General features: G+C 65.1%; 21 protein-coding genes. 11 read left to right on the forward strand and 10 right to left on the reverse strand.

The window, feature by feature from the left end; translation table 11 throughout:
- Nucleotides 1–131: 131 nt before the first annotated feature.
- On the forward strand, nucleotides 132–1,112 hold the full coding sequence (locus tag P0652_RS05315; protein WP_284177730.1) for a KpsF/GutQ family sugar-phosphate isomerase: 981 nt from the start codon (nucleotides 132–134) through the stop codon (nucleotides 1,110–1,112).
- A gap of 9 nt (nucleotides 1,113–1,121) precedes the next feature.
- Here P0652_RS05315 and P0652_RS05320 read toward each other — a convergent pair whose 3' ends face one another.
- The 3 genes from P0652_RS05320 to P0652_RS05330 all read right to left on the reverse strand — a co-directional run bounded on the left by P0652_RS05320 (nucleotide 1,122) and on the right by P0652_RS05330 (nucleotide 3,161).
- Nucleotides 1,122–1,589 (reverse strand): NfeD family protein, encoded by a 468-nt coding sequence (locus tag P0652_RS05320; protein ID WP_284177731.1) that lies wholly within the window; start codon nucleotides 1,587–1,589, stop codon nucleotides 1,122–1,124.
- 6 nt (nucleotides 1,590–1,595) lie between these two features.
- Nucleotides 1,596–2,579 (reverse strand): SPFH domain-containing protein, encoded by a 984-nt coding sequence (locus P0652_RS05325; protein ID WP_284177732.1) that lies wholly within the window; start codon nucleotides 2,577–2,579, stop codon nucleotides 1,596–1,598.
- 102 nt (nucleotides 2,580–2,681) lie between these two features.
- On the reverse strand, nucleotides 2,682–3,161 hold the full coding sequence (locus P0652_RS05330) for a MarR family winged helix-turn-helix transcriptional regulator (protein WP_284177733.1): 480 nt from the start codon (nucleotides 3,159–3,161) through the stop codon (nucleotides 2,682–2,684).
- Between the two features lie 104 nt (nucleotides 3,162–3,265).
- On the opposite strand from P0652_RS05330, the gene P0652_RS05335 reads away from it, so the two are divergent.
- Nucleotides 3,266–4,153, forward strand: coding sequence for an alpha/beta fold hydrolase (locus P0652_RS05335; protein WP_284177734.1), 888 nt, complete (start codon nucleotides 3,266–3,268; stop codon nucleotides 4,151–4,153).
- Between the two features lie 15 nt (nucleotides 4,154–4,168).
- On the opposite strand, the gene hemH is transcribed toward P0652_RS05335, so the two are convergent.
- The 3 genes from hemH to P0652_RS05350 form a co-directional block, all read right to left on the reverse strand.
- Nucleotides 4,169–5,197: a ferrochelatase gene (hemH, locus tag P0652_RS05340; protein ID WP_284178016.1), complete on the reverse strand. Its 1,029-nt coding sequence runs from the start codon at nucleotides 5,195–5,197 to the stop codon at nucleotides 4,169–4,171.
- Nucleotides 5,198–5,332: 135 nt separating this feature from the next.
- Entirely contained in the window at nucleotides 5,333–6,568 is a 1,236-nt protein-coding gene (locus P0652_RS05345) for a phenylacetate--CoA ligase family protein (RefSeq protein WP_284177735.1), read from the reverse strand.
- A 39-nt stretch (nucleotides 6,569–6,607) separates the two neighbouring features.
- A complete protein-coding gene (locus tag P0652_RS05350; protein ID WP_284177736.1) occupies nucleotides 6,608–7,792 on the reverse strand; it encodes a pyridoxal phosphate-dependent aminotransferase in 1,185 nt (394 codons plus the stop codon).
- A 180-nt stretch (nucleotides 7,793–7,972) separates the two neighbouring features.
- On the opposite strand from P0652_RS05350, the gene P0652_RS05355 reads away from it, so the two are divergent.
- Genes P0652_RS05355 through denD form a run of 5 tightly spaced genes read left to right on the forward strand, consistent with a single transcriptional unit; the run spans nucleotide 7,973 to nucleotide 12,538 of the window.
- On the forward strand, nucleotides 7,973–9,781 hold the full coding sequence (locus P0652_RS05355) for an IlvD/Edd family dehydratase (RefSeq protein WP_284177737.1): 1,809 nt from the start codon (nucleotides 7,973–7,975) through the stop codon (nucleotides 9,779–9,781).
- Between the two features lie 3 nt (nucleotides 9,782–9,784).
- Nucleotides 9,785–10,132, forward strand: coding sequence for an immunity protein CdiI family protein (locus P0652_RS05360; protein WP_284177738.1), 348 nt, complete (start codon nucleotides 9,785–9,787; stop codon nucleotides 10,130–10,132).
- Nucleotides 10,129–10,803 carry a GNAT family N-acetyltransferase gene (locus tag P0652_RS05365; protein WP_284177739.1) on the forward strand — a complete coding sequence of 225 codons (675 nt, stop codon included), beginning with the start codon at nucleotides 10,129–10,131 and terminating at the stop codon, nucleotides 10,801–10,803. Before P0652_RS05360 ends, P0652_RS05365 begins: the two co-directional genes overlap by 4 nt.
- 11 nt (nucleotides 10,804–10,814) lie before the next feature.
- Complete coding sequence (locus tag P0652_RS05370) at nucleotides 10,815–11,561, forward strand: SDR family oxidoreductase (protein ID WP_284177740.1); 747 nt, start codon at nucleotides 10,815–10,817, stop codon at nucleotides 11,559–11,561.
- The gene (gene denD / locus P0652_RS05375) at nucleotides 11,558–12,538 is read left to right on the forward strand and encodes a D-erythronate dehydrogenase (protein WP_284177741.1); all 981 of its coding nucleotides are present in this window, start codon (nucleotides 11,558–11,560) and stop codon (nucleotides 12,536–12,538) included. The genes P0652_RS05370 and denD overlap by 4 nt, the downstream gene beginning before the upstream one ends.
- A gap of 39 nt (nucleotides 12,539–12,577) precedes the next feature.
- Here denD and P0652_RS05380 read toward each other — a convergent pair whose 3' ends face one another.
- A complete protein-coding gene (locus P0652_RS05380; RefSeq protein ID WP_284177742.1) occupies nucleotides 12,578–13,549 on the reverse strand; it encodes a 2-hydroxyacid dehydrogenase in 972 nt (323 codons plus the stop codon).
- Nucleotides 13,550–13,666: 117 nt separating this feature from the next.
- Nucleotides 13,667–14,158 carry a MarR family winged helix-turn-helix transcriptional regulator gene (locus P0652_RS05385; protein WP_284177743.1) on the reverse strand — a complete coding sequence of 164 codons (492 nt, stop codon included), beginning with the start codon at nucleotides 14,156–14,158 and terminating at the stop codon, nucleotides 13,667–13,669.
- Between the two features lie 143 nt (nucleotides 14,159–14,301).
- On the opposite strand from P0652_RS05385, the gene P0652_RS05390 reads away from it, so the two are divergent.
- From P0652_RS05390 to P0652_RS05405, 4 genes are all read left to right on the forward strand, one after another.
- Nucleotides 14,302–16,521 carry a heavy metal translocating P-type ATPase gene (locus P0652_RS05390; RefSeq protein WP_284177744.1) on the forward strand — a complete coding sequence of 740 codons (2,220 nt, stop codon included), beginning with the start codon at nucleotides 14,302–14,304 and terminating at the stop codon, nucleotides 16,519–16,521.
- A 570-nt stretch (nucleotides 16,522–17,091) separates the two neighbouring features.
- Nucleotides 17,092–18,225, forward strand: a complete 1,134-nt coding sequence (locus P0652_RS05395) for a type III PLP-dependent enzyme (RefSeq protein ID WP_284177745.1) — start codon at nucleotides 17,092–17,094, stop codon at nucleotides 18,223–18,225.
- 105 nt (nucleotides 18,226–18,330) lie between these two features.
- Complete coding sequence (locus tag P0652_RS05400) at nucleotides 18,331–18,870, forward strand: GNAT family N-acetyltransferase (protein WP_284177746.1); 540 nt, start codon at nucleotides 18,331–18,333, stop codon at nucleotides 18,868–18,870.
- A 99-nt stretch (nucleotides 18,871–18,969) separates the two neighbouring features.
- Complete coding sequence (locus P0652_RS05405) at nucleotides 18,970–20,403, forward strand: homospermidine synthase (protein WP_284177747.1); 1,434 nt, start codon at nucleotides 18,970–18,972, stop codon at nucleotides 20,401–20,403.
- Between the two features lie 56 nt (nucleotides 20,404–20,459).
- Here the strand turns inward: P0652_RS05405 and P0652_RS05410 are convergent, their stop codons facing one another.
- Complete coding sequence (locus P0652_RS05410; RefSeq protein WP_284177748.1) at nucleotides 20,460–20,978, reverse strand: GNAT family N-acetyltransferase; 519 nt, start codon at nucleotides 20,976–20,978, stop codon at nucleotides 20,460–20,462.
- Between the two features lie 14 nt (nucleotides 20,979–20,992).
- Entirely contained in the window at nucleotides 20,993–21,259 is a 267-nt protein-coding gene (locus P0652_RS05415; RefSeq protein ID WP_284177749.1) for a hypothetical protein, read from the reverse strand.
- Nucleotide 21,260 lies beyond the last annotated feature (1 nt).

Raw genomic sequence — 21,260 nt, forward strand, 5'->3', positions numbered from 1 at the left:
GCGGCCAGCGAAGACAGGGTCCGGACATCGGTCCAACCCTTGATAGGAAGTAAACAGAGAGGGTTAACGCTTGGTTTCCGTCTGGGCACTTTCTGCCTCGTCCGGACTCAGGCCTGACGGGGAGCATAACCATGACCCATCCGCTTGATGGCGCGCGCGCCAGCGCCTTGCGGACCATCCGGACCGAGATTGCCGGGCTGGACGCGCTGCGCGCCTCGATCGAGAACGGGATGGGCGAGGCCTTTTCCGAGGCGGTCCGGTTGATCTCCTCGGCAACCGGCCGCGTGATCGTGACCGGCATGGGGAAATCCGGGCATGTCGGCCGCAAGATCGCGGCGACTTTCGCCTCGACCGGTACCGCCGCGCATTTCGTCCATCCCGGCGAGGCAAGTCATGGCGATCTCGGGATGATCCGCAACGAGGATGTCATCCTTGCCTTGTCCTGGTCCGGCGAGACGGCGGAACTCTCCGATATCATCGCCTATTCCCGGCGCTACGGCGTCGGCCTTGTGGCACTGACGTCGAACCCTGAATCCACCCTCGCCGTCGAGGCGGATATCGCGCTCGTCCTGCCGAAGGTGGAGGAAGCCTGCCCGAACGGCCTCGCGCCCACGACCTCCACCACCATGCAGATCACTCTCGGCGATGCGCTTGCCGTGGCGCTTCTGGAAGCACGCGGCTTCACGCCGGAGGATTTCCGCACCTTCCATCCCGGCGGCAAGCTCGGGGCGAAGCTGGCCTATGTCCGGGACATCATGCACAGGGGCGAGGCGGTGCCGCGGATTGCCGAAACCGTGCGGATGGGCGAGGCCATTGTCGAGATGAGCTCGCGCGGGTTCGGTTGCGTGGCGGTGGTTGACGGCGAAGGCCGGATGACCGGGGTGATCTCCGACGGGGACCTGCGCCGTCATATGCGGCCGGATCTCACGACGGTGCCTGTGACAGAGGTGATGACGCGCAACCCGCGTGTCGTGCGCGAGCAGATGCTGGCTGTCGAGGCGCTCGACCAGCTCAACAAGAGCAAGATCACTGCGCTCTTCGTGGTTGATGCCGGCCAGAAACCGGTCGGCATCGTGCATGTGCATGACCTGCTGCGGATCGGCGTCGCCTGAAGGCGATGCTCAGGTGGCTTCAGGCGTGGGCCCGTCCTTCGGCACCACAACAAGGGTTGCCCCGTCCAGCGCCTTCACTTCCACCAGCGTCCCGGCCGGCAGGTCCGGCCCCGAGACGCGCCAGATCGAATCGCCGAAGCGGACCTGGCCGATACCGTTCTCGATGGCGCTGACAAGGGAAAGCTCGCGCCCGACCATGCCGGCTGCGGGGTCGTCCAGCCCCGCATTGGCGGTGTTGCGCCGGCGGGAGCCATAGACCTTCACGCCGACCATTGCCGCTGCAAGCGCGAGGATGCCGAACAGCACCATCTCCATGCCCGGGCCGAGCGAAGCCAGCATGGAAACCAGCGCCATGGCGAGGGCTGCCAGCCCGACCCAGAGCAGGTAGGAGCCCGGGGCCACAAGCATCTCCACCGCGATGAGGATCATGCCGAGCCCGAGCCAGCCCGCGATCGCGGGGATACCGAGATAGAGCATCGCGGCTTACTCCTTGCTACCCTTGTCCGACCAGGGCCGCCGCTGCGATTCGCCGCCGGCGGAGCCGCCGCCATTGCCGAGGGCGGATTTCGCCAGTTCCGCGATGCCGCCCAACGTGCCGACCAACCCGCCCATCTCGGCAGGAATGATCACGACCTTCTGGTTCGGCGCAGTGGCCAGTTTTGCGAAGGCCGCGACATATTTCTCGGCGATCAGGTAATTCACGCCGGCCGTGTCGCCCTTGGCGATGGCCTCGGAGACGGCGCGGGTCGCATTGGCTTCCGCCTCGGCCTGACGTTCGCGCGCTTCTGCGTCGCGGAAAGCGGCTTCCTTGCGGCCCTCCGCCGCGAGGATCTGGGCCTGCTTCTCGCCCTCGGCCTTGAGGATGGCCGATTGACGGGCGCCCTCGGCCTCGAGGATGGCCGCCCGCCGCTCGCGTTCGGCCTTCATCTGCCGGCCCATGGCGCCGACCAGATCGGCCGGCGGGACAATGTCCTTGATCTCGATGCGGGTGACCTTGACGCCCCAGGGCGAGGCCGCGGCATCGACCACGGAGAGCAGGCGGACATTGATCTCATCGCGATGCGAGAGAAGCGAATCGAGGTCCATCGCGCCCATCACGGTGCGGATATTGGTCATCGTGAGGTTGAGGAGCGCATAATCGAGCTGTGCGACCTGGTAGGTGGCCCGCGCGGCATCCACGACCTGGTAGAAGAGCACGCCATCGGCGCGCACGGTCGCGTTGTCCTTGGTGATGACTTCCTGCGTCGGCACGTCGAGCACCTGCTCCATCATGACGACCTTGGCGCCGACGGTCTCGATATAGGGAATGACGAGGCCGAGCCCGGGGGTAAGCGTCCGGCTGTAGCGGCCGAACCGCTCGACCGTGTAATGCCGCCCCTGCGGCACCTGACGAACCATCGCGGCCAGCGTGATGATCGCGAAAACGAGGAAGATCAGGGCCACAATCTGCCCGGTATCGAAAATCATGACGGAACCTCTCCTTGCTGGCCCAGAGCTTCAGCGTGCCCCTGATCGCCTTTTGTCGAACATCACACAAGTGCGCCGGCACACGCTGCGGGTTTCCTCACATTACGATGACGGCTTCACGATGACGCCCTGCTTGAGGCTGTCGCCGAGGCGCCGCATCAGCGTGCCGACAAGATTGCACTCTTCATCGGTGAGGACCTGCATCATCTCGTCGAGCAGCGTTGTTTCCTCGGCAAGGGCCTGCCGCGCCAATGCCTCGCCCTCGGCGGTGAGATAGAGTCGGCGGACGCGGCGATCCTCTGCATCCGCATCCCGGCGGACCCAGCCGCTCGCCTCGAGATCCGGCAGGGCCATGGAAAGGTTCGAGCGGCCGACAAAGAGCTTCTCGGCCAGCCGCTGTTGCGTCATGCCCGGCTCGTAGAGCAGGTTCGCCATGATATCGAACTGCGCCATGCGCAAGCCGAGCGGCTGCAGGGCCTGTGCCATGCGTTGCGCCCAGAGGGAATGCACCCGGGCGACGGCGAGCCAGTTCCTGAAGCGCGGGCGGTCCCAGGGGAGATCGGATTTCGGCGGTTCTGTCATGGCAGATTCGGAAAACGGTTCGGCAGGCACGGAAAGGTGGCTTGACTTTGTTCAGGGTTGAACAATAATGTTCAACATTGAACAAACAAGCTGAGGCCGTCACCATGGCATACCCTGCGCTCAAGGTCATCCGTCCTGTCATCCGTCTGTCGAGCGCGCTCTCGCCGCGCATGACCGGACGCCTCGCTTTCCGCCTTTTCTGCACGCCGATCGGCCATGCCCGGGTCGACCCGGGCAGCCCGGCGATTCGCAAGGCCCTGACGCTGTTCGAGCGGGCAGAGACGCGGATCGTCGGCCATTGCCGGGGCTATGTCCGCAGCTTCACGTTCGAGCCCGATGGTGACGCCCGCGGCACGGTGCTGCTGATCCATGGCTGGACCGGGCAGGCGATCTTCATGGGCGGCTTCGTCGAGCCGCTGCTGGCGGAGGGGTTCCGCGTGCTCGCGCTGGATCTTCCGGCTCATGGCGGCTCCGGCGGGCGGCAGCTCAATGTGCCGCTGGCGGTGGAGGCGGTCAGTGCGGTCGTGCGGGATCACCTGCCGTTGGCGGGCATTGTCAGCCATTCTTTCGGCGGCGCGATCGCCATGGCGGCGGTGGCAGGCGGCGTCGAGAATTTTCCGGCCCTGCCCTGCGAACGCCTCGTGACCGTGGCGGCACCGGATGCGATGCAGGATTATGGCGAGGCGTTTTCCCGCGCTGTCGGCCTGACGCAGAAAGGGCATCATGCGTTCGAGAACCGCGTACTCGAACTGGCAGGGCGGCCGATGGCCAGCTTTTCAGGCCGGGCCTACCTCGCCGGGACGCAGATTCCCACCCTTGTCATCCACGCACCGGATGATCGGGAAATTCCGTTCTCGGATGCCGAGAAGCTGGCCTCGGCCGGGCCGCAGGTGCAATTGCTGCCAGTGCCCGGCTTCGGGCATCGCAGGATCCTGATGGCGCCTTCGGTGCAACGCGCTGCGGCGCGATTCCTGGCCTCGGGGGAAGCCTGAAGCCGGCGGGCTGGCTCAGAGCCAGCCCATCAGTTCCCGCCGTGTGACGGCCTCGATCACGTCGATCCCGCCCGCGCTGGCATTCAGCGCCGGGATATAGGTGAAATGTTCGCCGCCAGCATGCTCGAAGATCTCGCGGTTCTCGCCGTCGAGTTCCTCAAGCGTTTCGAGGCAATCGGCCGAGAAGCCCGGCGCGACCAAGGCCAGCTTCTTCACGCCGGATTCGGCAAGCGCCTTTACCGTCTCGTCGGTATAAGGCTGGAGCCAGGGATCATTGCCGAAGCGTGACTGGAAGGTGATCCGGAACCGGTCCTTTTCCCAGCCCAGCGCCTCACGCAGCAGACGGCCGGTCTTCTGGCACTCGCAATGATAGGGATCGCCCTTCTCCAGATATTTCTGCGGCATGCCGTGGAAGGTCGCGACCAGCACTTCCGGTTCCCAGTCGAGCGTGGCGAGATGCTCGCGCACGGACCTTGCCAGCGCCTCGATATAGACCGGCTCGTCGGCATAGGCCGGGGCCACGCGAACCGCCGGCTGCCAGCGCATCTTCATCAGGGCGCGGAAGGCCTCGTCGCAGGCAGTAGCCGTGGTCGCCGCGGCATAGTGCGGGTAGAGCGGCACAAAGAGAATACGATCGCAGCCCTGGTCCTTCAGGGCCTGGATCCGGCTTTCGGTGCTCGGGTTCTGGTAGCGCATCGCGAAATCGACGATGACTTTGTCCTCGCCGCTGAACCGGGCGGCCAGCTGCTCGGCCTGCTCGCGCGAGATCGTCTTCAGCGGGCCTTCGTTCCGCTCGTTGTTCCAGATCGTGGCGTAGTCCTTGCCCTTGCGGCCGGGGCGCGTCGTCAGGATGATCAGGTTCAGCAGCGGCCACCAGAGCAGCCGCGGCACCTCGATCACGCGGCGATCGGACAGGAACTGCTTCAGATAGCGGCGCATCGACCAGTAATCGGTCCCGTCCGGCGTTCCGAGATTGAGCAGGAGCACTCCGACCTTGCCCTTGCGGACAGGCGGGTGGCCTTCGGGAAGGCGGATGCGGCGCATCTCGGCCTCGTTGGCCGTGGCGGCAGGCAGGATCACAGGCTTGTTCATGCCCGCATCACATAACGCGATGCGTGAATTTGTTAAGGGGCTTCTCGTTGCCCGGTCGATTCTTGTCGAAAGGCGGGCCCGGGCCGCTCAGCCGACAGGGCGTTCGTCCGCGATCACCTTGCCGTCATTCGGAAGCGAGCCGAGCGGCACCAATTCGACATCGCCCTTCAGGTTGGTCGCGGCTCGCAGTGCCTCGCCGATGGCGATGGCAAGGTCCTCGCCGAATTGTGCCGTCTCCACGCGCAAGACCATCGCGTCCTGTTCGTTCTCGCGCCGGACGACAAGCCGCATGCGGCCGAGGCCGGGATGCTTCCGCGCGACGGCATCGACCTGGGCCGGGTCGACGAACATGCCCTTGACCTTGGTGCGCTGGTCGGCCCGGCCCATCCAGCCGGCGAGACGACGGTTGGTGCGGCCGCAGGGCGAGGCGCCGTCGAGGATTTTCGAGAGGTCGCCCGTGCCGAAGCGCAGCAGCGGGTAGTCCCGGTTCAGGCGGGTGACGACGATCTCGCCGACCTCGCCATCGGGCACGGGGTCATTCGAGCCCGGGCGGACGATCTCGACCAGGATACCCTCATTGATGACAAGCCCGGCACGGGCCGGGGTTTCATAGGCAATGATTCCGAGATCGGCCGTCGCATAGGCCTGATAGGCCTCGATGCCCTTCGCCGCGATGGCCTGCTGGAGGCTTGGCGGGAAGGCCGCGCCGGAAACCAGCGCCTTGCGGAGCGAGAGCGCCGGCTTGCCGGCTTCCTCGGCCTTTTCGAGCAGGATCTTGAGGAAATCCGGCGTGCCACAATAGGCGTTCGGCTTCAGCGCGGCGATGGCCTCAATCTGCATCTCGGTCTGGCCCGGGCCGGCGGGAATCACGGCGCAGCCGACCGCATGGGCGCCGGATTCCATGATATGGGCACCCGGCGTGAAGTGATAGCTGAACGTATTCAGCACGATGTCGCCCTTGCGGAATCCGGCCGCGAAAAGGGCGCGACCGGCGCCCCACCAATCGGCGGCATAGCCTTCGGGGTCAAAGATCGGCCCCGGCGACATGAGCAGCCGCTTCAACTGGCCCGGCGGCGTGGTGGTCAGCCCGGCGAAGGGCGGGGCAACGGCCTGCATGCCGAGGAGGTCGCCCTTCCTGAGCACCGGAATCCGTGCAAGGGCGGCCCTCTCGGTCAGGCTTGCGAGATCGATCCCCGCGAGCTGGCGGTCGAGATGCGGCGCGGCCGGCCGCGCCCAGGCGAGGAGATCGCGCAGATCTCCAAGGAGGCCGAGTTCCCGAGTCTCCGGGGCACGGGTCTCCACCGAATCGAAAAACTCGCTCATCGTTCCTCCGGTCGGTCTCGCGACAGCCTTGTTATCCCTTCAGGCGGGTGGCCGGACGGTTTCCAGGAATTGCTGCATCCGCGCAAGCGCACGCTCGATATTCTCGAGCGAATTGGCGTAGGAGAGCCGGATATAGCCCTCGCCATGCACCCCGAAATCGGGCCCGCCAATCGTGGCGACCCCCGCTTCCTCCAGCAATTGCGCGGCGAGCTTCTTGGCCTTCCAGCCGGTCGCCTTGACATTAGGATAGGCATAGAAGGCCCCCTTCGGTGTCAGGCAAGTGACATTGGGCAGGGAATTGAGCCCGGCAACGACGGCCTTCCGGCGGCGGTCGAATTCGGCCAGCATCGAGGCCACGGCATCCTGCGGGCCTGTGAGTGCGGCGATGCCTGCCCATTGCGCCGGGGCGTTGACGCAGGAATAGGAATTGACCGCGAGTTTGCGCGCGGCCTCGTAGGCGGCTTCCGGCCAGACCGACCAGCCCATGCGCCAGCCTGTCATGGCATAGGTCTTCGACCAGCCATTCAGCAGGATCAGGCGGTCCCGGATCTCCGGATAGGAGAGCAGGGTGACATGCTCCTCGCCATCATAGGTCATCTGGTCGTAGATTTCGTCCGACATGATCGCCACGCGGGGGAACCGGGCGAGACCGGCGATGAGCTTGTCGATCTCGGCTTTCGGGGTGACGCCGCCGGTCGGGTTGGCGGGCGAGTTGATGATCAGCAGGCGCGTGCGCGGGGTGATCAGGCCAAGCGTTTCCTCGGCCGAGAAGGCGAAACCGTTTTCCTCGCGGATCGGCACCGGAACCGGAGTGGCGCCGGTGAACTCGATCATCGAGCGATAGATCGGGAAGCCGGGATCGGGATACAGGATCTCGACGCCCGGCTCGCCGAACATCGTGATGGCCATATACATCGTCACCTTGCCGCCGGGCACGATCATCACCCGGTCGGGCGAGACGGTCGCGCCGAAGCGGCGATGCAGGTCGGCGGCGACGGCCTCGCGGCAGGGCAGGATGCCGGTGGCCGGCGTATAGCCGTGATGGCCGTCGCGCAGCGCCTTGATGGCAGCCTCGACGATATGCGGCGGAGTGGGGAAGTCCGGCTGGCCGATCCCGAGATTGATGATGTCGCGGCCCTGGCGCGCCAGTTCGGTGGCGCGGGCGAGCACAGCGAAGGCATTTTCCTCGCCGATGCGGGCGAAGGACGGCACGATATCGAGCATGGCAGTTTCCTGTTTCCGGGCCCCTGAAAATATCTGCACGATCCCGACGGGACGCGCTTGATTTTTGCCGTCATCGTGAGCGATCTTGCGGACAAGATCAATCATCATACGATAGCTGCCGGCGAGATTGTCGGCCGCGTCGACGCGGCGGGGGCAACCCGCCGTCCAGGGAGGCACGAGATGGCGAAGAAACCCACGAAGGCGAAGATCGCGCGGCTTCGCTCCCGCGACTGGTTCGACAACCCGTCCAATCCCGACATGACGGCGCTCTACCTCGAGCGTTACCTGAATTACGGCCTGACCCGCGAGGAGCTGCAATCGGGTAAGCCGATCATCGGCATCGCGCAGACCGGCTCGGATCTTTCGCCCTGCAACCGGCACCATATCGTGCTGGCGGAGCGGATCCGCGAGGGCATCCGCGAGGCGGGCGGCATCGCGCTGGAATTTCCGGTGCACCCGATCCAGGAAACCGGCAAACGGCCGTCGGCCACGCTGGACCGCAACCTCGCCTATCTCGGCCTCGTCGAAATCCTCTACGGCTATCCGATCGACGGCGTCGTGCTGACGACGGGCTGTGACAAGACCACCCCTGCCTGCCTGATGGCAGCGGCCACGGTCGATATCCCGGCCATCTCGATCAATGCCGGCCCGATGCTCAATGGCTGGTTCAAGGGCGAGCGGACCGGCTCTGGCACGATCGTCTGGAAGGCCCGCAACATGATGGCGGCAGGGGAGATCAACTACGAGCAGTTCGTGGAGCTGGTTGCCTCCTCGGCGCCCTCGACCGGCCATTGCAACACGATGGGGACCGCCTCGACCATGAACAGCCTCGCCGAGGCGCTTGGGATGTCGCTACCCGGCTCGGCCTCGATTCCGGCGCCCTATCGCGAGCGCCAGCAGGTGGCGTATGAGACCGGCAAGCGTATCGTCGAGATGGTCTGGGAAGATCTGAAGCCGTCGAAGATCATGACGCGCAAGGCTTTCGAAAATGCGATCCGGGTCAATTCTGCCATTGGCGGCTCGACCAATGCGCCGATCCATCTCAACGCGATCGCCCGTCATCTCGGCGTCCCGCTGGATAATGGCGACTGGGAGAAGATCGGCTACGAGGTTCCGCTGATCGTCAACCTGCAGCCGGCTGGCGAATATCTCGCCGAGGAATATCACCGTGCCGGCGGCGTGCCGGCCGTGGCGGCAGAGCTGATCGCCGAGGGGCTGATCCACGAGGATGCGCTCACGGTCAACGGCAAGACCTTCGGCGCCAACAACAAGGGCAAGTTCGCGTCCGACCGGAACGTGATCAGGCCGTTCAAGCAGCCTCTCCGGGCGAAATCCGGCTTCCTCAACCTGTCCGGCAACCTGTTTGACAGTGCGATCATGAAGACGAGCGTGATCTCGGAGGAATTCCGCAAGCGCTATCTCGAGAACCCGAAGGACCCCATGGCCTTCGAGGGCACGGCCTTCGTGTTCGACGGGCCCGAGGATTACCATCACCGCATCGACGATCCGGCCCTGAAGATGGGCGAGGATGCCGTGCTTTTCATGCGCGGCACGGGCCCGATCGGCTATCCCGGCGCGGCCGAAGTCGTGAACATGCGGCCGCCGGCCTATCTCATCAAGAAGGGCATCACCGCCTTGCCCTGCATCGGGGATGGCCGCCAATCCGGCACATCGGGATCGCCCTCGATCCTCAATGCGACGCCGGAAGCGGCGATCGGAGGCGGCCTCGCCATTCTCCGCTCGGGGGACCGGGTGCGGATCGATCTGAACAAGCGGTCGGCCGATATCCTGATTTCCAAGGAGGAATATGATCGTCGCCGCGCCGAGCTGGCCGCCAATGGCGGCTACAAATATCCGCGCAGCCAGTCGCCATGGCAGGACATCCAGCGCAAGCTGGTGGGCGGGCTGGCCGAAGGCATGGTTCTCAAGCCGGCAGTCAAGTACAAGCGGATCGTCCGCACCCATGGCACGCCACGGGACAATCACTGAGCCATGGCGGGCAAGTCCGACAGGCTTCCGCGCCAGTTCCGGCTGATGCCGGAATGGCTCGGGCAATCCGGCCTGTGGGTCCGCGATCCGGCGGATGGCGCGTATGACGCCGTCAGCGTGGAGGAGGCGGGGTTCAGCGAGCCGCTGGCGGACCGGATCGAGGACTGGATGGACGCGTTCGATTCGATCTTCGACGAGGATGATCCCAAGGCTTCCGCTTTTGCGAGCCGGGACGATTTCGACGCGTGGCGCCAGGAGGGCGAGGCGATTGCCGTCGCATTGCGGGCCGAACTTCGACCTGGCGAGACGCTTGAGGTCGTTCTTCCTGAAGGACCGGAGCTGACATCATGAGCGACCTTGCCCGCTGGACACCCCGCCCGCTGCCGGAGCGCCGCGTCCTCGAGGGGCGCTATTGCCGGCTGGAGCCGCTTGATGCTGCCCGGCATGGCGACCAGCTCTTCGCTGCCTCGATGGCGCCCGGTGCCGAGGAGCGGCACCGCTATCTCTTCGAGGCGCCGATGGAGCGGGCCCCTTTCCAGGTCTGGCTCGAGGGGCGTGCGGCCTCGCAGGATCCGCTGTTCTTCGTGGTGATCGACAAGGCCACTGGCCGCGTCGAGGGCCGTCAGACCCTGATGCGGATCGACCCGGCCCATGGGGTGATCGAGATCGGGTCGATCCTCTGGGGGCCGGCCATGGCCCGCAGCCGGATAGCCACCGAAGCGCTGTTCCTGTTTGCCGCCTACGCGTTTGACGAGCTTGGCTACCGTCGGTTCGAATGGAAATGCAATGACCGCAACGAGCCCTCGAAACGCGCTGCGTTGCGGTTCGGATTTGCCTATGAGGGGCTGTTCCGCCAGCACATGGTGGCCAAGGGCGAGAACCGCGATACCGCCTGGTTTTCGATGATCGACCCGGAATGGCCCGCCTTGCGCGCCGGCTACGAGGCCTGGCTCGATCCCGGTAATTTCGACAGCAACGGCCAACAGAGGGCTCGCCTCGAGTCCTTCTTCAGGGGCCGGTAGGAGGAAGACACATGGCACGGCGTTTGAAAGGTAAGGTTGCGGTCGTCACCGCGGCGGGGGCGGGAATCGGGCAAGCCATTGCCATGGCATTCGTGGCTGAAGGCGCGCAGGTTTTCGCCACCGACATCAACCGGGCGGCGCTGGATGCAATCCCGCGGGCCCGGAAGATGAAGCTCGACGTGCTGAGCGACAAGGCCGTGGCGCGATTTGCGGAGAAGGTTGGGCCGATCGATATCCTCGTCAACGCGGCCGGCTTCGTGCACCACGGCACCATCCTCGACTGCGATGACAAGGATTGGGAATTCTCTTTCAACCTCAATGTGAAGTCGATGCACCGCATGACAAAGGCCTTCCTGCCGGGCATGCTGGAAAAGGGACGGGGCTCGATCGTCAACATCGCTTCGGGCGCCGGCTCGGTGCGTGGCATCCCGAACCGCTATGTTTACGGGGCGACCAAGGCCGCGGTCATCGGCCTGACCAAGGCTGTCGCGGCGGATTTCATCAAGAAGGGCATTCGCGCCAATGCGATCTGCCCGGGCACGATCCAGTCGCCCTCGCTCGATCAGCGCATCGCCGATCAGGCCAAGGCCAGCGGCCAGAGCCTCGAAGCGGTGCGGCAGGCCTTCATCGACCGCCAGCCGATGGGCCGTCTCGGGACGGCGGAAGAGATCGCCATGCTGGCGGTTTATCTCGGCTCGGATGAAGCCAGCTACACGACCGGCCAGATTCACCTTGCAGATGGAGGCTTTGCGCTATGAAGATCCTGATCCTCGGCGGCGCCGGGATGGTTGGACGGAAGCTGGTCGAACGGCTCGCCCGGGACGGGCGCCTTGGCGGCATCCCCGTCAGCCGGGTGGTGCTGCATGATATCGTCATGCCCCATGCGCCCAAGGGGGCACCATTCCAGGTGGAATGCCTCGCCTCCGACTTTTCCCTGCCAGGCGGGGCCGAGCGCCTTGTGGCCTCGCGGCCGGATGTCATCTTCCATCTCGCCGCCATTGTCTCGGGCGAGGCGGAAGCGGATTTCGAGAAGGGCTACCGGATCAATCTCGATGGTACGCGGATGCTCTTTGATGCGATCCGGCGGATCGGCGACGGATATCACCCCCGCGTCGTCTTCACCTCGTCGATCGCGGTTTTCGGCTCACCGTTCCCCGAGGCTATCGGCGACGAGTTCTTCAACACGCCGCTGACCAGCTACGGCACGCAGAAGACGATCGGCGAGCTGCTGCTGGCGGATTACAGCCGCAAGGGATTTTTCGATGGCATCGGCATCCGCCTGCCGACGATCTGCGTTCGGCCCGGCCTGCCCAACAAGGCGGCCTCGGGCTTCTTTTCCAATATCTGCCGCGAGCCGCTGGCGGGGAAGGAAGCGGTGCTCCCGGTCTCCGAGGAGGTTCGGCACTGGCATGCCTCGCCGCGCGCGGCGGTCGGGTTCCTCGTCCATGCCGCGACGATCGATACGGCCAAGGTCGGCCCGAGGCGCAACCTGACGATGCCGGGTCTGTCCTGCACGGTCGGCGATCAGATCGAGGCCTTGCGGCGCGTCGGCGGAGAGAAGGTCGTCGCGCGCATCCGGCGCCAGCCCGATCCGGTGATCGAGAAGATCGTCGCGGGGTGGCCGCGGAATTTCGATGCGAAGCGCGCAGCCGCCCTCGGCTTCCGGGCCGAAGCGACATTCGACGAGATCCTCAAGGTGCATATCGAGGACGAACTCGGCGGCCAGATCGCCTGAACGAGACAAAAAGGGGAGCCGTCGGCTCCCCTTTTTGTGTCAGCGTCCGATCGGCCAGGGTGTCTCGGCGACCGGAGTCAGCGGGCCCTTGCCCTCCGAGAAGCTGATGATGTTGTCGACAACCAGCTGGCCCATCTTGTTCCGGGTGTAATGCGAGCCCGAGCCGACATGCGGCAGCAGCACGACATTCTCCATGCCGAACAAGGCCTCGGGCACATGCGGCTCGTTCTCGAAGACATCGAGACCGGCGGCACCCAGCTTGCCGGAGGCGAGCAGTTCCACCATGGCCGGCTCATCGACAAGCGTGCCACGAGCGACATTGACCAGCGTTCCGGCAGGGCCAAGGGCTTCCATCACCGCGCGGCTGACGATGCCCTTGGTGCCCGGGCCGCCCGGGGCGATGACCATCAGGATATCGACATCGCGCGCCATTTCGACCAGGTCGCCGTAATAGCGATAGGGGATGTCCGCCTTCGGATTGCGGCTGTGATAGGACAGGTTCAGCCCGAAAGCGGCGGCGCGCTGCGCGATGGCCGAGCCGATCCGGCCGAGGCCGAGGATACCCATCTTCTTCTCGCGCAGCGAGGCTGTGAGGGGGAAGGGGCCTTCCTTGACCCAGCGTCCGTCACGGAGATAGCGATCGGCCTGCGGCAGGCGGCGGATCGTGGCGATCAGCAGGCCGAGGGCGAGGTCAGCGACCTCGTCGGTCAGGACATCCGGCGTGTTGGTGACGACAATGCCGTTCTGCCCGGCCCAGGCCGCATCGACGCTGTCATAGCCGACGCCGAAATTGCCGACGATGCCGAGATTGGGAAAACGCTGCATCAGCGCCCCGTCGATCTTGCCATGGCCCGAACCGCCGACCATGCCGCGGATCCTGTCGCGATGGCTGTCGAAGAAGGCTTCCTTGTCGGCAATCTCGTGCAGCTTGTGCACGGTAAAGCGCGCCTCAAGACCTTCCCGGATCAAGGCCATGACCGGGCCGGTCATCAGGATTTCAAAATCGGACACCCGAATTCTCCCTTGAATGCTCTGTCCGCCTTTCATTCTGGCGGCGTTGGCTCCACTAGAGCCTGACGGACAAGACAATTCAACCGGGCGCGGCAGGATTTCACCTTGCCGGAAGGATTAGTCGGTGTCGTCCGCCTCGTCCTCGGCAAGGGCTTCGGCCTCCTGCTCGGGATCAAGCTGGTCACCCAGTTGCCGGGTGATGCGCCGCAGGGACTTGCGCAGCCGCTTGGCTTCCTTGCTGTCGAAGATATCGGAGATCTCGCCCTCAAGCTGGAGCGTCGCGGCGTCGATCTTCTCGAGCTTGTCGATCCCGGCCTCGGTCAGCCGGACGCGGACGACACGGCCATCGGCCGATTTGGCGTCGCGTTCGACGAGGCCCTGCGCCGCCAGCCGGGCGATGGTTTTCGACGCCGTCGGCGGCCGAACATGCAGCGTGCGCGAAAGGTCGCCCATCGACATGCCGTCACGATATTGTGCAAGGATCTGCAAGGCCTGTTCCTGGCCGGGGAAGAGGCCAATCTCGCCGAGCAGCGTCGCCATGCGCGTCCGGTGCAGCCGTGCCGCCAGGACAAGCTGGAACCCGATCGACTTGCGTCCAGGATGCTTCATGCCACGCCCCCCTCGGTCCGGTTCGCCCGTAACCTTTTCGAAGGCCTTGATCGAGCCCAAGGCCGTTGGCTTTCGTTTCTCCGATACTCTGGCTAAATACCAGAGGATTTCCCATCCGATCGACACAATTCGATGACAGGACGATGACAAATCAGGCTTTTTCTCTTGATATCGGCGGAATGACCTGTGCTGCCTGTGCGCAACGCATCGAGCGGATGCTGGAGCGGGATGGTGGTTTTGCATCGATTGCGGTCGATCTTGCCGCCGACCGCGTCGTTCTGGCGCCGAAGGAAACGCTGGCTATTGAAGAAGCGAGCCGGCGCGCTGTCTCGGCGATCGAGGCTGCCGGATACCGGGCTTTCTCAAGAGGCGGCTCGCTGGAGGAGCGGCGGCGCGCGCGGGCCCTTCGCGAAGCCGAGGCGCGGGCGGAGGCGCGCTGGCTTTTCCTCCGGGCAGCGGTTTCCCTGGCCGCCTTCCTGCCGTTCGGCATCGCCATGGTGGTGGAGACGCTGCAGGCAGACGGGCATCACTGGATTCCACCCTTCTGGCAGCTGGGCCTCGCCACGCTGGTGCAGACCTTCGGCGCATGGCCCTTCTACCGGCAGGCCTGGCATGCGGTGCGCGGGCGAACGGCAACCATGGATGTGCTGGTTGTCCTCGGCACAGGTGCGGCATTCCTGCTCAGCCTCTGGCACCTCTTCGACGGGTCAGCCGGGCATGGTGCGCCGCTCTATTTCGAGGGGAGCGTCGCGGTCATCGCCTTCGTGCTGGCCGGGAAGCTGGTGGAGCAGCGCGCCAAGCGTGAGGCCGGAGCAGCCCTCGGTGCGCTCGAGGCGCTGATTCCGGAACAGGTGGAGATCCGGGATGGCGAGCTCTCCCGGGTGATTCCCCGGCGCGAGGTTCGCCAGGGCATGGTAATCCTGGTCCGGCCGGGCGGCATGTCGCCGGTCGATGGCGAGATTGTCGAGGGCGTGGCCTTCCTCGATGAATCCAGCCTGACCGGAGAGAGCCTGCCGATCCGGCGCGGACCCGGCGAACGGGTCCAGGCCGGCGCGGTCGTCAGCGGGGGCGCTCTCGCCTTGCGGGTCGAGGCCGTGGAGGACGAGACGCGGATTGCGCGGCTGGCCCGGCTGATCGAGGATGCAGGCTCCGGCGCTTCGGGGCGTGTGCCGCTGATCGACCTTGTCACGCGTATCTTCGTGCCGGCTGTGCTGGTCATCGCCGCTTCGGCCTTTGTGTTCTGGCTCCAGCAGGGGGTCGGGTTCGAGCGCGCCGCCATTATCGCCGCTTCCGTGCTGGTCGTGGCCTGCCCCTGCGCCCTTGGCCTTGCCACGCCGATCGCGCTGATGGCCGGGCGCCGCGCCGGTGCGCGGCTGGGCCTGATCGTCGTCGATCAGGGCGCTTTCGATCCCGGAGCCCGGATCGATACCATCGCGTTCGACAAGACCGGCACGCTGACCCGCGGGCAACCTGAATTGCTGGCTATCCATGCGAAGGGCGACTCCGATTCCGCGCTGGTGCTGGCTGCCGCATTGGCTGAACGTTCGGACCATCCGCTCGATCTTGCGCTGCGGAAGGCCGCCGATGCACGCCCGCTTGCGGTGCCGGCTGTCGAAGGCTGGCGGGCCGAAGCCGGCGGGGGCCTGAGCGGTTACATTAACGGCATGGAAATCCGGCTCGGCTCGCTGGCCTTTGTCCAGCAGGGGGGCACCGGCCGTTTCGACGCGTTGCTTGCCGCCATGCCGGAAGCGGACAGGGCGCAGCCGAACAGCTTCCTCGGCGTCGATGGCGAGGCGCGCGCGATCTTCGTGGCCGGGGATTCGATCCGCCCCGAATCAGGCGAGGCCATCGCCACATTGCGGGCCGAGGGGCTGGAGACCGTGATGCTGTCGGGCGACCGGCAGGCCGTGGTCGACCGGGTTGCCGGTCAACTCGGGATCGATCTGGCGCTCGGCGGGATGAAGCCGGAGGACAAGCTTGGCTGGCTGCAGGCGCGGATCGGCGAGGGCAGGGTCATCGGTTTCGTTGGCGACGGGCTGAATGACGGACCGGCGCTGCAGGCCGTTGCGGTGGGGTTCGCAATGGGAACCGGCACCGAAGTGGCCAAGGGCGCGGCCTCGGTCATTCTCGCCCGGCCGGATCCGCGGCTTGTCGGACGATTCGTGGCTCTGGCGCGGCGGGTGCGGCGCGGAATCGGCGAAAACCTGTTCCTCGCATTCGTTTTCAACGCGGTGGCGATTCCACTCGCGGTTCTCGGCCATCTCTCTCCGGCAATTGCCGGGGCCGCCATGGCCCTGTCCTCGATTTCGGTGGCGCTGAATGCCCTGCGGCTGGCCCGCTGGCGGCCTGTCGGAACCCGTTAAGCCTGGCGGAAAAATTTTCTCCGCAGGGTGCCGGTTTTTCTTGCATCGCCGGATCGATGGACCTATACAGCGCTTGCCCAATTTCGCACGTGCCTGTGGTTGCGTGCTGGTCGGCGGATCTCCGGACAAGAGGCCGGAAAAACGCCAGTCGTTGGGGACAGCGAGAAATCGCTGGTCCCTGAAGAACGGACCAGTAGCCGGAGGCGAACCGGCGGCCCCGCCCGAAGCGGGTGACGCAGCTCAAAGCAACGACGGAGCGGGCTTTTTTGGTCTCAGCCGGGTTCCAAGTCCGGCGAACTGAAGAGGCTTGTCCATCTTGCCGGGCGTGCGGTCGGGTACTCCCCTTCCAAACGATGGCTTCCTTGACGTGATGTCTGGCTTTGCGGCTGGCATTACCCATGGTCGTCCAACGGCGCAGCGTCACCGCCGTAACGGAACCGCCCAGGTTCCCGCACGGCACGGGACTCATCGGAATCGCTTGCCGCGTCTCCACCGTGCGGCATGCAGGGAAGATGCGTCCCAAGTGTCCATCGCCCATGCGGGAGAGTCCCGCAAGAAGGGGATGCTGCCATGACTGATCGCATTCGCGAATTCCTCCGGACCCGCCGTGATGAAGGTCCGCGTCTCATCATCGATCTCGACGTCGTTCGGGACAATTACAACGCCTTTGCCGGCGCATTGCCGGATACGCGCGTGTTCTATGCCGTGAAGGCCAATCCGGCTCCGGAAATCCTCGAGCTGCTGACCAAGCTTGGCTCGTGCTTCGACACGGCCTCGATCGGCGAAATCGAGATGGTCCTGTCCGCGGGTGCCACGGCAGACCGGATCTCCTTCGGCAACACGATCAAGAAGGAGCGCGATATCGCCCGTGCCTATGAGCGTGGCGTGCGCCTCTTCGCCGTGGATTGCGAAGCGGAAGTCGAGAAGATCGCTCGCGCCGCTCCGGGTTCGAAGGTGTTCTGCCGGATCCTCTGCGATGGCGAGGGCGCCGAATGGCCGCTTTCGAAGAAATTCGGCTGCGTGCCGGAAATGGCGCCGCGCGTTCTCGAGCTGGCTCATCGCCTCGGCCTCGTGGCGCATGGTGTGTCGTTCCATGTCGGCTCGCAGCAGCGCAACCCGCTGATGTGGAATCGCGCGCTTGCCTCGGCGGCGTCGATCTTCCGCGAAATGGCGGAACGCGGCATCGTGCTGTCGATGGTCAATCTCGGCGGTGGTTTCCCGACGAAGTATCTGAAGGACGTTCCGGCCGTGAAGGCCTACGGCCAGGCGATCTTCGCCGCGCTGCGGGCGCATTTCGGCAACCGCATCCCGGAAACGATCATCGAGCCGGGCCGCGGCATGGTGGGCAATGCCGGCATCATCGAGGCCGAGGTCGTTCTCGTCTCGAACAAGTCCGATGACCCCTCGGATCTCCGGTGGGTCTATCTGGATATCGGCAAGTTCCACGGGCTGGCCGAGACCATGGACGAGGCGATCCGTTATCCGATCCGCACCCCGCGGGATGGCGATGACCTCATTCCCTGCGTGCTCGCAGGACCGACCTGCGATTCGGCGGATGTGATGTACGAGAAGGAGCCGTATCTGCTGCCCTTCAGCCTCGAGATCGGCGACAAGGTGCTGATCGAGGGGACTGGCGCCTATACGACGACCTACTCGTCGCAGAACTTCAACGGCATGACCGGCCTTCGCCAGATCGTCATCTGACCTTATTCCATCATCTCCCGTTCGGCGTGAGCGCGGTGTTTCTGCGCTCATGGTGCGAGGGTTCTCTCTTGAAATGGCGGAGCTTCCGCCAGGGAGGACCATCCCATGGCCTTTATTGATACCGAGAAACTTTTCGACATTCCCGCCCGCGAGGCGCTTCTTGACCGTGCTTTCGGGCCGAATCGGCGCGCGAAAACCTGTGAACGCCTGCGCGAGGGGCGTCTGGCAGCCGACGGCCTGTCCTTCGTGGCACGGGCGGATGACCGCCTGATCGGTACCCTGCGCTTCTGGCATGTCCGTGCCGGCGGCCTGCCGGCGCTGATGCTTGGCCCGATCGCCGTCGATCCGCTCTTCCGCAGCATGGGCCTTGGCGCAGACATGATCAGGCTTGGCCTCGATCGGGCCCGGCAGATCGGCCATCAGGCCGTGATCCTGGTGGGGGACGCGCCTTATTATCAGCGTTTCGGGTTCAGCCGCTCCCTCACGGAGGCGCTGGACATGCCCGGCCCGGTCGATCCGGCACGGTTCCTCGGGCTCGAGCTTGAGCCCGGCGCCCTTGCGGGAGCCAGGGGCCTTGTCCGCCCGACCGGTGCGATCCCGCTTGTTGCGGCGGAGCGCGCGGTTTCCCATCGACGGGCCGCCTGACCGGCAGGCCGGCGTTTCAGCCCTTGACGAGGGCGTTCCCGCTCCGCATTAGGCGGAGCGTTCCTTTCACTTGACCCTGTATCAGGAAAGACCGCGACCATGACCGACTGGCCTGTCCACGGCACCATTTCCGGCCCGATCGTGATGATCGGTTTCGGCTCCATCGGGCGCGGCACGCTGCCGCTGATCGAGCGCCATTTCAAATTCGACCGATCCCGCTTCGTGGTGATCGATCCGGATGATTCCGACCGCCGCCTGCTGGACGAGCGCGGGATCACCTATATCCAGGCGGCGGTGACACGCGAGAATTACCGCGACATGCTCAAGCCGCTGCTGACCAAAGGCGAGGGCCAGGGCTTCTGCGTCAATCTCTCGGTCGATACCTCGTCGCTCGACATCATGGAATTCTGCCGCGAAATCGGTGTGCTCTACATCGATACCGTGGTCGAGCCGTGGCTGGGCTTCTACTGGGACAATTCCGGTGGCGCCGCCGCGCGCTCGAACTATGCCTTGCGTGAAACCGTACTGGCGGCGAAGCGCCGGAATCCCGGTGGCACGACAGCGGTTTCCTGCTGCGGCGCCAATCCGGGCATGGTCTCCTGGTTCGTGAAGCAGGCGCTGGTCAATGTTGCCTCGGATATGGGCCTTGATTTCGAGGAGCCGAAAACCCGCGAGGGTTGGGCAGCGCTGATGCACAAAGCCGGCGTCAAGGGCGTGCATATTGCCGAGCGCGATACGCAGCGCGCGAAGAACCCGAAGCCGGCAAATGTCTTCGTGAATACCTGGTCGGTCGAGGGGTTCCTGTCAGAGGGCATGCAGCCGGCGGAACTCGGCTGGGGCACGCACGAGAAGTGGATGCCCGAGAATGGCCGCACCCATGAGAGCGGCTGCGGCGCCGCGATCTACCTGCTCCAGCCGGGCGCGAATACCCGCGTCCGCAGCTGGTGCCCGACGCTCGGTGCGCAGTACGGCTTCCTCGTGACGCATAACGAGTCGATCTCGATCGCCGATTTCTTCACGCTGCGGGATGACGCCGGCAAGCCGATTTACCGTCCGACCTGCCATTATGCCTATCACCCGGCCAATGATGCTGTCCTCTCGCTGCATGAATTGTTCGGCAATGGCGGCACCATCCAGGAGCAGCACCATATTCTCGACGAGCACGAAATCGTCGACGGCATCGACGAACTCGGCGTGTTGCTGTTCGGGCATTCGCGCAATGCCTATTGGTATGGCTCGCAGCTTTCCGTCGAGGAGACGCGGCGCCTCGCGCCCTATCAGAATGCCACCGGGATGCAGGTGACCTCGGCCGTGCTGGCCGGCATGGTCTGGGCGCTGGAGAACCCGAATGCCGGGATCGTCGAGGCCGACGAGATGGATTACAAGCGCTGCCTCGAAGTGCAGTTCCCTTATCTCGGCCCGGTGCGCGGCTTCTACACCGATTGGAAGCCGACCGACGGGCGCGAGAAGCTGTTCCCGGAGGATGTGGATTATTCCGATCCCTGGCAGTTCCGGAACATTCTCGTCCGGTAACGAAAAGGCGGGCATCAGCCCGCCTTTTTTGTGTCTTTGCCATCAAATGAGCTGGCTTATAAACGGAGCTGCATCATCAATTCGGTGATCGAGCGGCCATCCGGGAGGCGGAGATAATCCTCCTCCCGGCCATAGACCTCGAAGCCGAGCCGTTCGTAGGTCTGCCGTGCCGGCGCATTGTGCTCGCCGACCTGAAGCTTGAGCCAGGAAAAGCCGAGGCTGCGGGCCAGCTCGATCGCGTGGGAAAGCATGGCTTCAGAGATGCCTCGGCCCCGGCCCTCCGGCACGACATAGACCGACCAGACCTCGCATTTGTGGCAGGTCTTCACGCCGGTTGCGAGATGCGTCGGCAGGAAGACATGGCCGAGCAGGGCGCCGGTTTCCGGGTCGAAAGCGCCGATGACATGGCCCGCCTCGATCCGTTCGATATAGGCCTCGAGCGGCAGATCCCAGTCCTTCGCTGTGGAGGTGAAAGCATCGGGATGGTCGGTCAGGCCGCGCAGGCGCACCGCCCGGAAGGCTGGGGCATCGGCCTTGCCCAGGCGGCGGATCGTGACAGGACGCACGCTTGCCATGGATGTTTCCTCACTCACAAATATCGCAGCGCTTCATCAATATCGGCCTGCGCGATCTCGACCAAGGGCTTCCGCACCTTGGCGGCCTGCATGGCCTCGCCCGGGCGCATCACCAGAATGAAGGTCTCGAGGCCCGGGCATGCCGGGTCTGCGCATTCGACCTCGGAAATGGTGAGATCGGCCGCGCCGCCGAGTACGGACAGGCACCAACCCCGAACCCGCTCCAGCGCCTCGGCATCCCGCGGCGGCTTCTTGCGGAAGGGGCCGGAGAACAAAGCCATG

The organism is Rhabdaerophilum sp. SD176 (genome assembly GCF_030143245.1).
Classification (GTDB): domain Bacteria; phylum Pseudomonadota; class Alphaproteobacteria; order Rhizobiales; family Beijerinckiaceae; genus Rhabdaerophilum.

Coding starts and splice junctions, on each gene's coding strand:
- P0652_RS05405 (WP_284177747.1), top strand. CDS start 18,970: ATGACCGACTGGCCTGTCCACGGCACCATTTCCGGCCCGATCGTGATG.
- P0652_RS05325 (WP_284177732.1), bottom strand. CDS start 2,579: ATGATTTTCGATACCGGGCAGATTGTGGCCCTGATCTTCCTCGTTTTC.
- denD (WP_284177741.1), top strand. CDS start 11,558: ATGAAGATCCTGATCCTCGGCGGCGCCGGGATGGTTGGACGGAAGCTG.
- P0652_RS05385 (WP_284177743.1), bottom strand. CDS start 14,158: ATGAAGCATCCTGGACGCAAGTCGATCGGGTTCCAGCTTGTCCTGGCG.
- P0652_RS05400 (WP_284177746.1), top strand. CDS start 18,331: ATGGCCTTTATTGATACCGAGAAACTTTTCGACATTCCCGCCCGCGAG.
- P0652_RS05315 (WP_284177730.1), top strand. CDS start 132: ATGACCCATCCGCTTGATGGCGCGCGCGCCAGCGCCTTGCGGACCATC.
- P0652_RS05350 (WP_284177736.1), bottom strand. CDS start 7,792: ATGCTCGATATCGTGCCGTCCTTCGCCCGCATCGGCGAGGAAAATGCC.
- P0652_RS05365 (WP_284177739.1), top strand. CDS start 10,129: ATGAGCGACCTTGCCCGCTGGACACCCCGCCCGCTGCCGGAGCGCCGC.
- P0652_RS05395 (WP_284177745.1), top strand. CDS start 17,092: ATGACTGATCGCATTCGCGAATTCCTCCGGACCCGCCGTGATGAAGGT.
- P0652_RS05415 (WP_284177749.1), bottom strand. CDS start 21,259: ATGGCTTTGTTCTCCGGCCCCTTCCGCAAGAAGCCGCCGCGGGATGCC.
- P0652_RS05345 (WP_284177735.1), bottom strand. CDS start 6,568: ATGAGCGAGTTTTTCGATTCGGTGGAGACCCGTGCCCCGGAGACTCGG.
- P0652_RS05335 (WP_284177734.1), top strand. CDS start 3,266: ATGGCATACCCTGCGCTCAAGGTCATCCGTCCTGTCATCCGTCTGTCG.
- P0652_RS05390 (WP_284177744.1), top strand. CDS start 14,302: ATGACAAATCAGGCTTTTTCTCTTGATATCGGCGGAATGACCTGTGCT.
- P0652_RS05410 (WP_284177748.1), bottom strand. CDS start 20,978: ATGGCAAGCGTGCGTCCTGTCACGATCCGCCGCCTGGGCAAGGCCGAT.
- P0652_RS05330 (WP_284177733.1), bottom strand. CDS start 3,161: ATGACAGAACCGCCGAAATCCGATCTCCCCTGGGACCGCCCGCGCTTC.
- hemH (WP_284178016.1), bottom strand. CDS start 5,197: ATGCGCCGCATCCGCCTTCCCGAAGGCCACCCGCCTGTCCGCAAGGGC.
- P0652_RS05355 (WP_284177737.1), top strand. CDS start 7,973: ATGGCGAAGAAACCCACGAAGGCGAAGATCGCGCGGCTTCGCTCCCGC.
- P0652_RS05320 (WP_284177731.1), bottom strand. CDS start 1,589: ATGCTCTATCTCGGTATCCCCGCGATCGCGGGCTGGCTCGGGCTCGGC.
- P0652_RS05360 (WP_284177738.1), top strand. CDS start 9,785: ATGGCGGGCAAGTCCGACAGGCTTCCGCGCCAGTTCCGGCTGATGCCG.
- P0652_RS05370 (WP_284177740.1), top strand. CDS start 10,815: ATGGCACGGCGTTTGAAAGGTAAGGTTGCGGTCGTCACCGCGGCGGGG.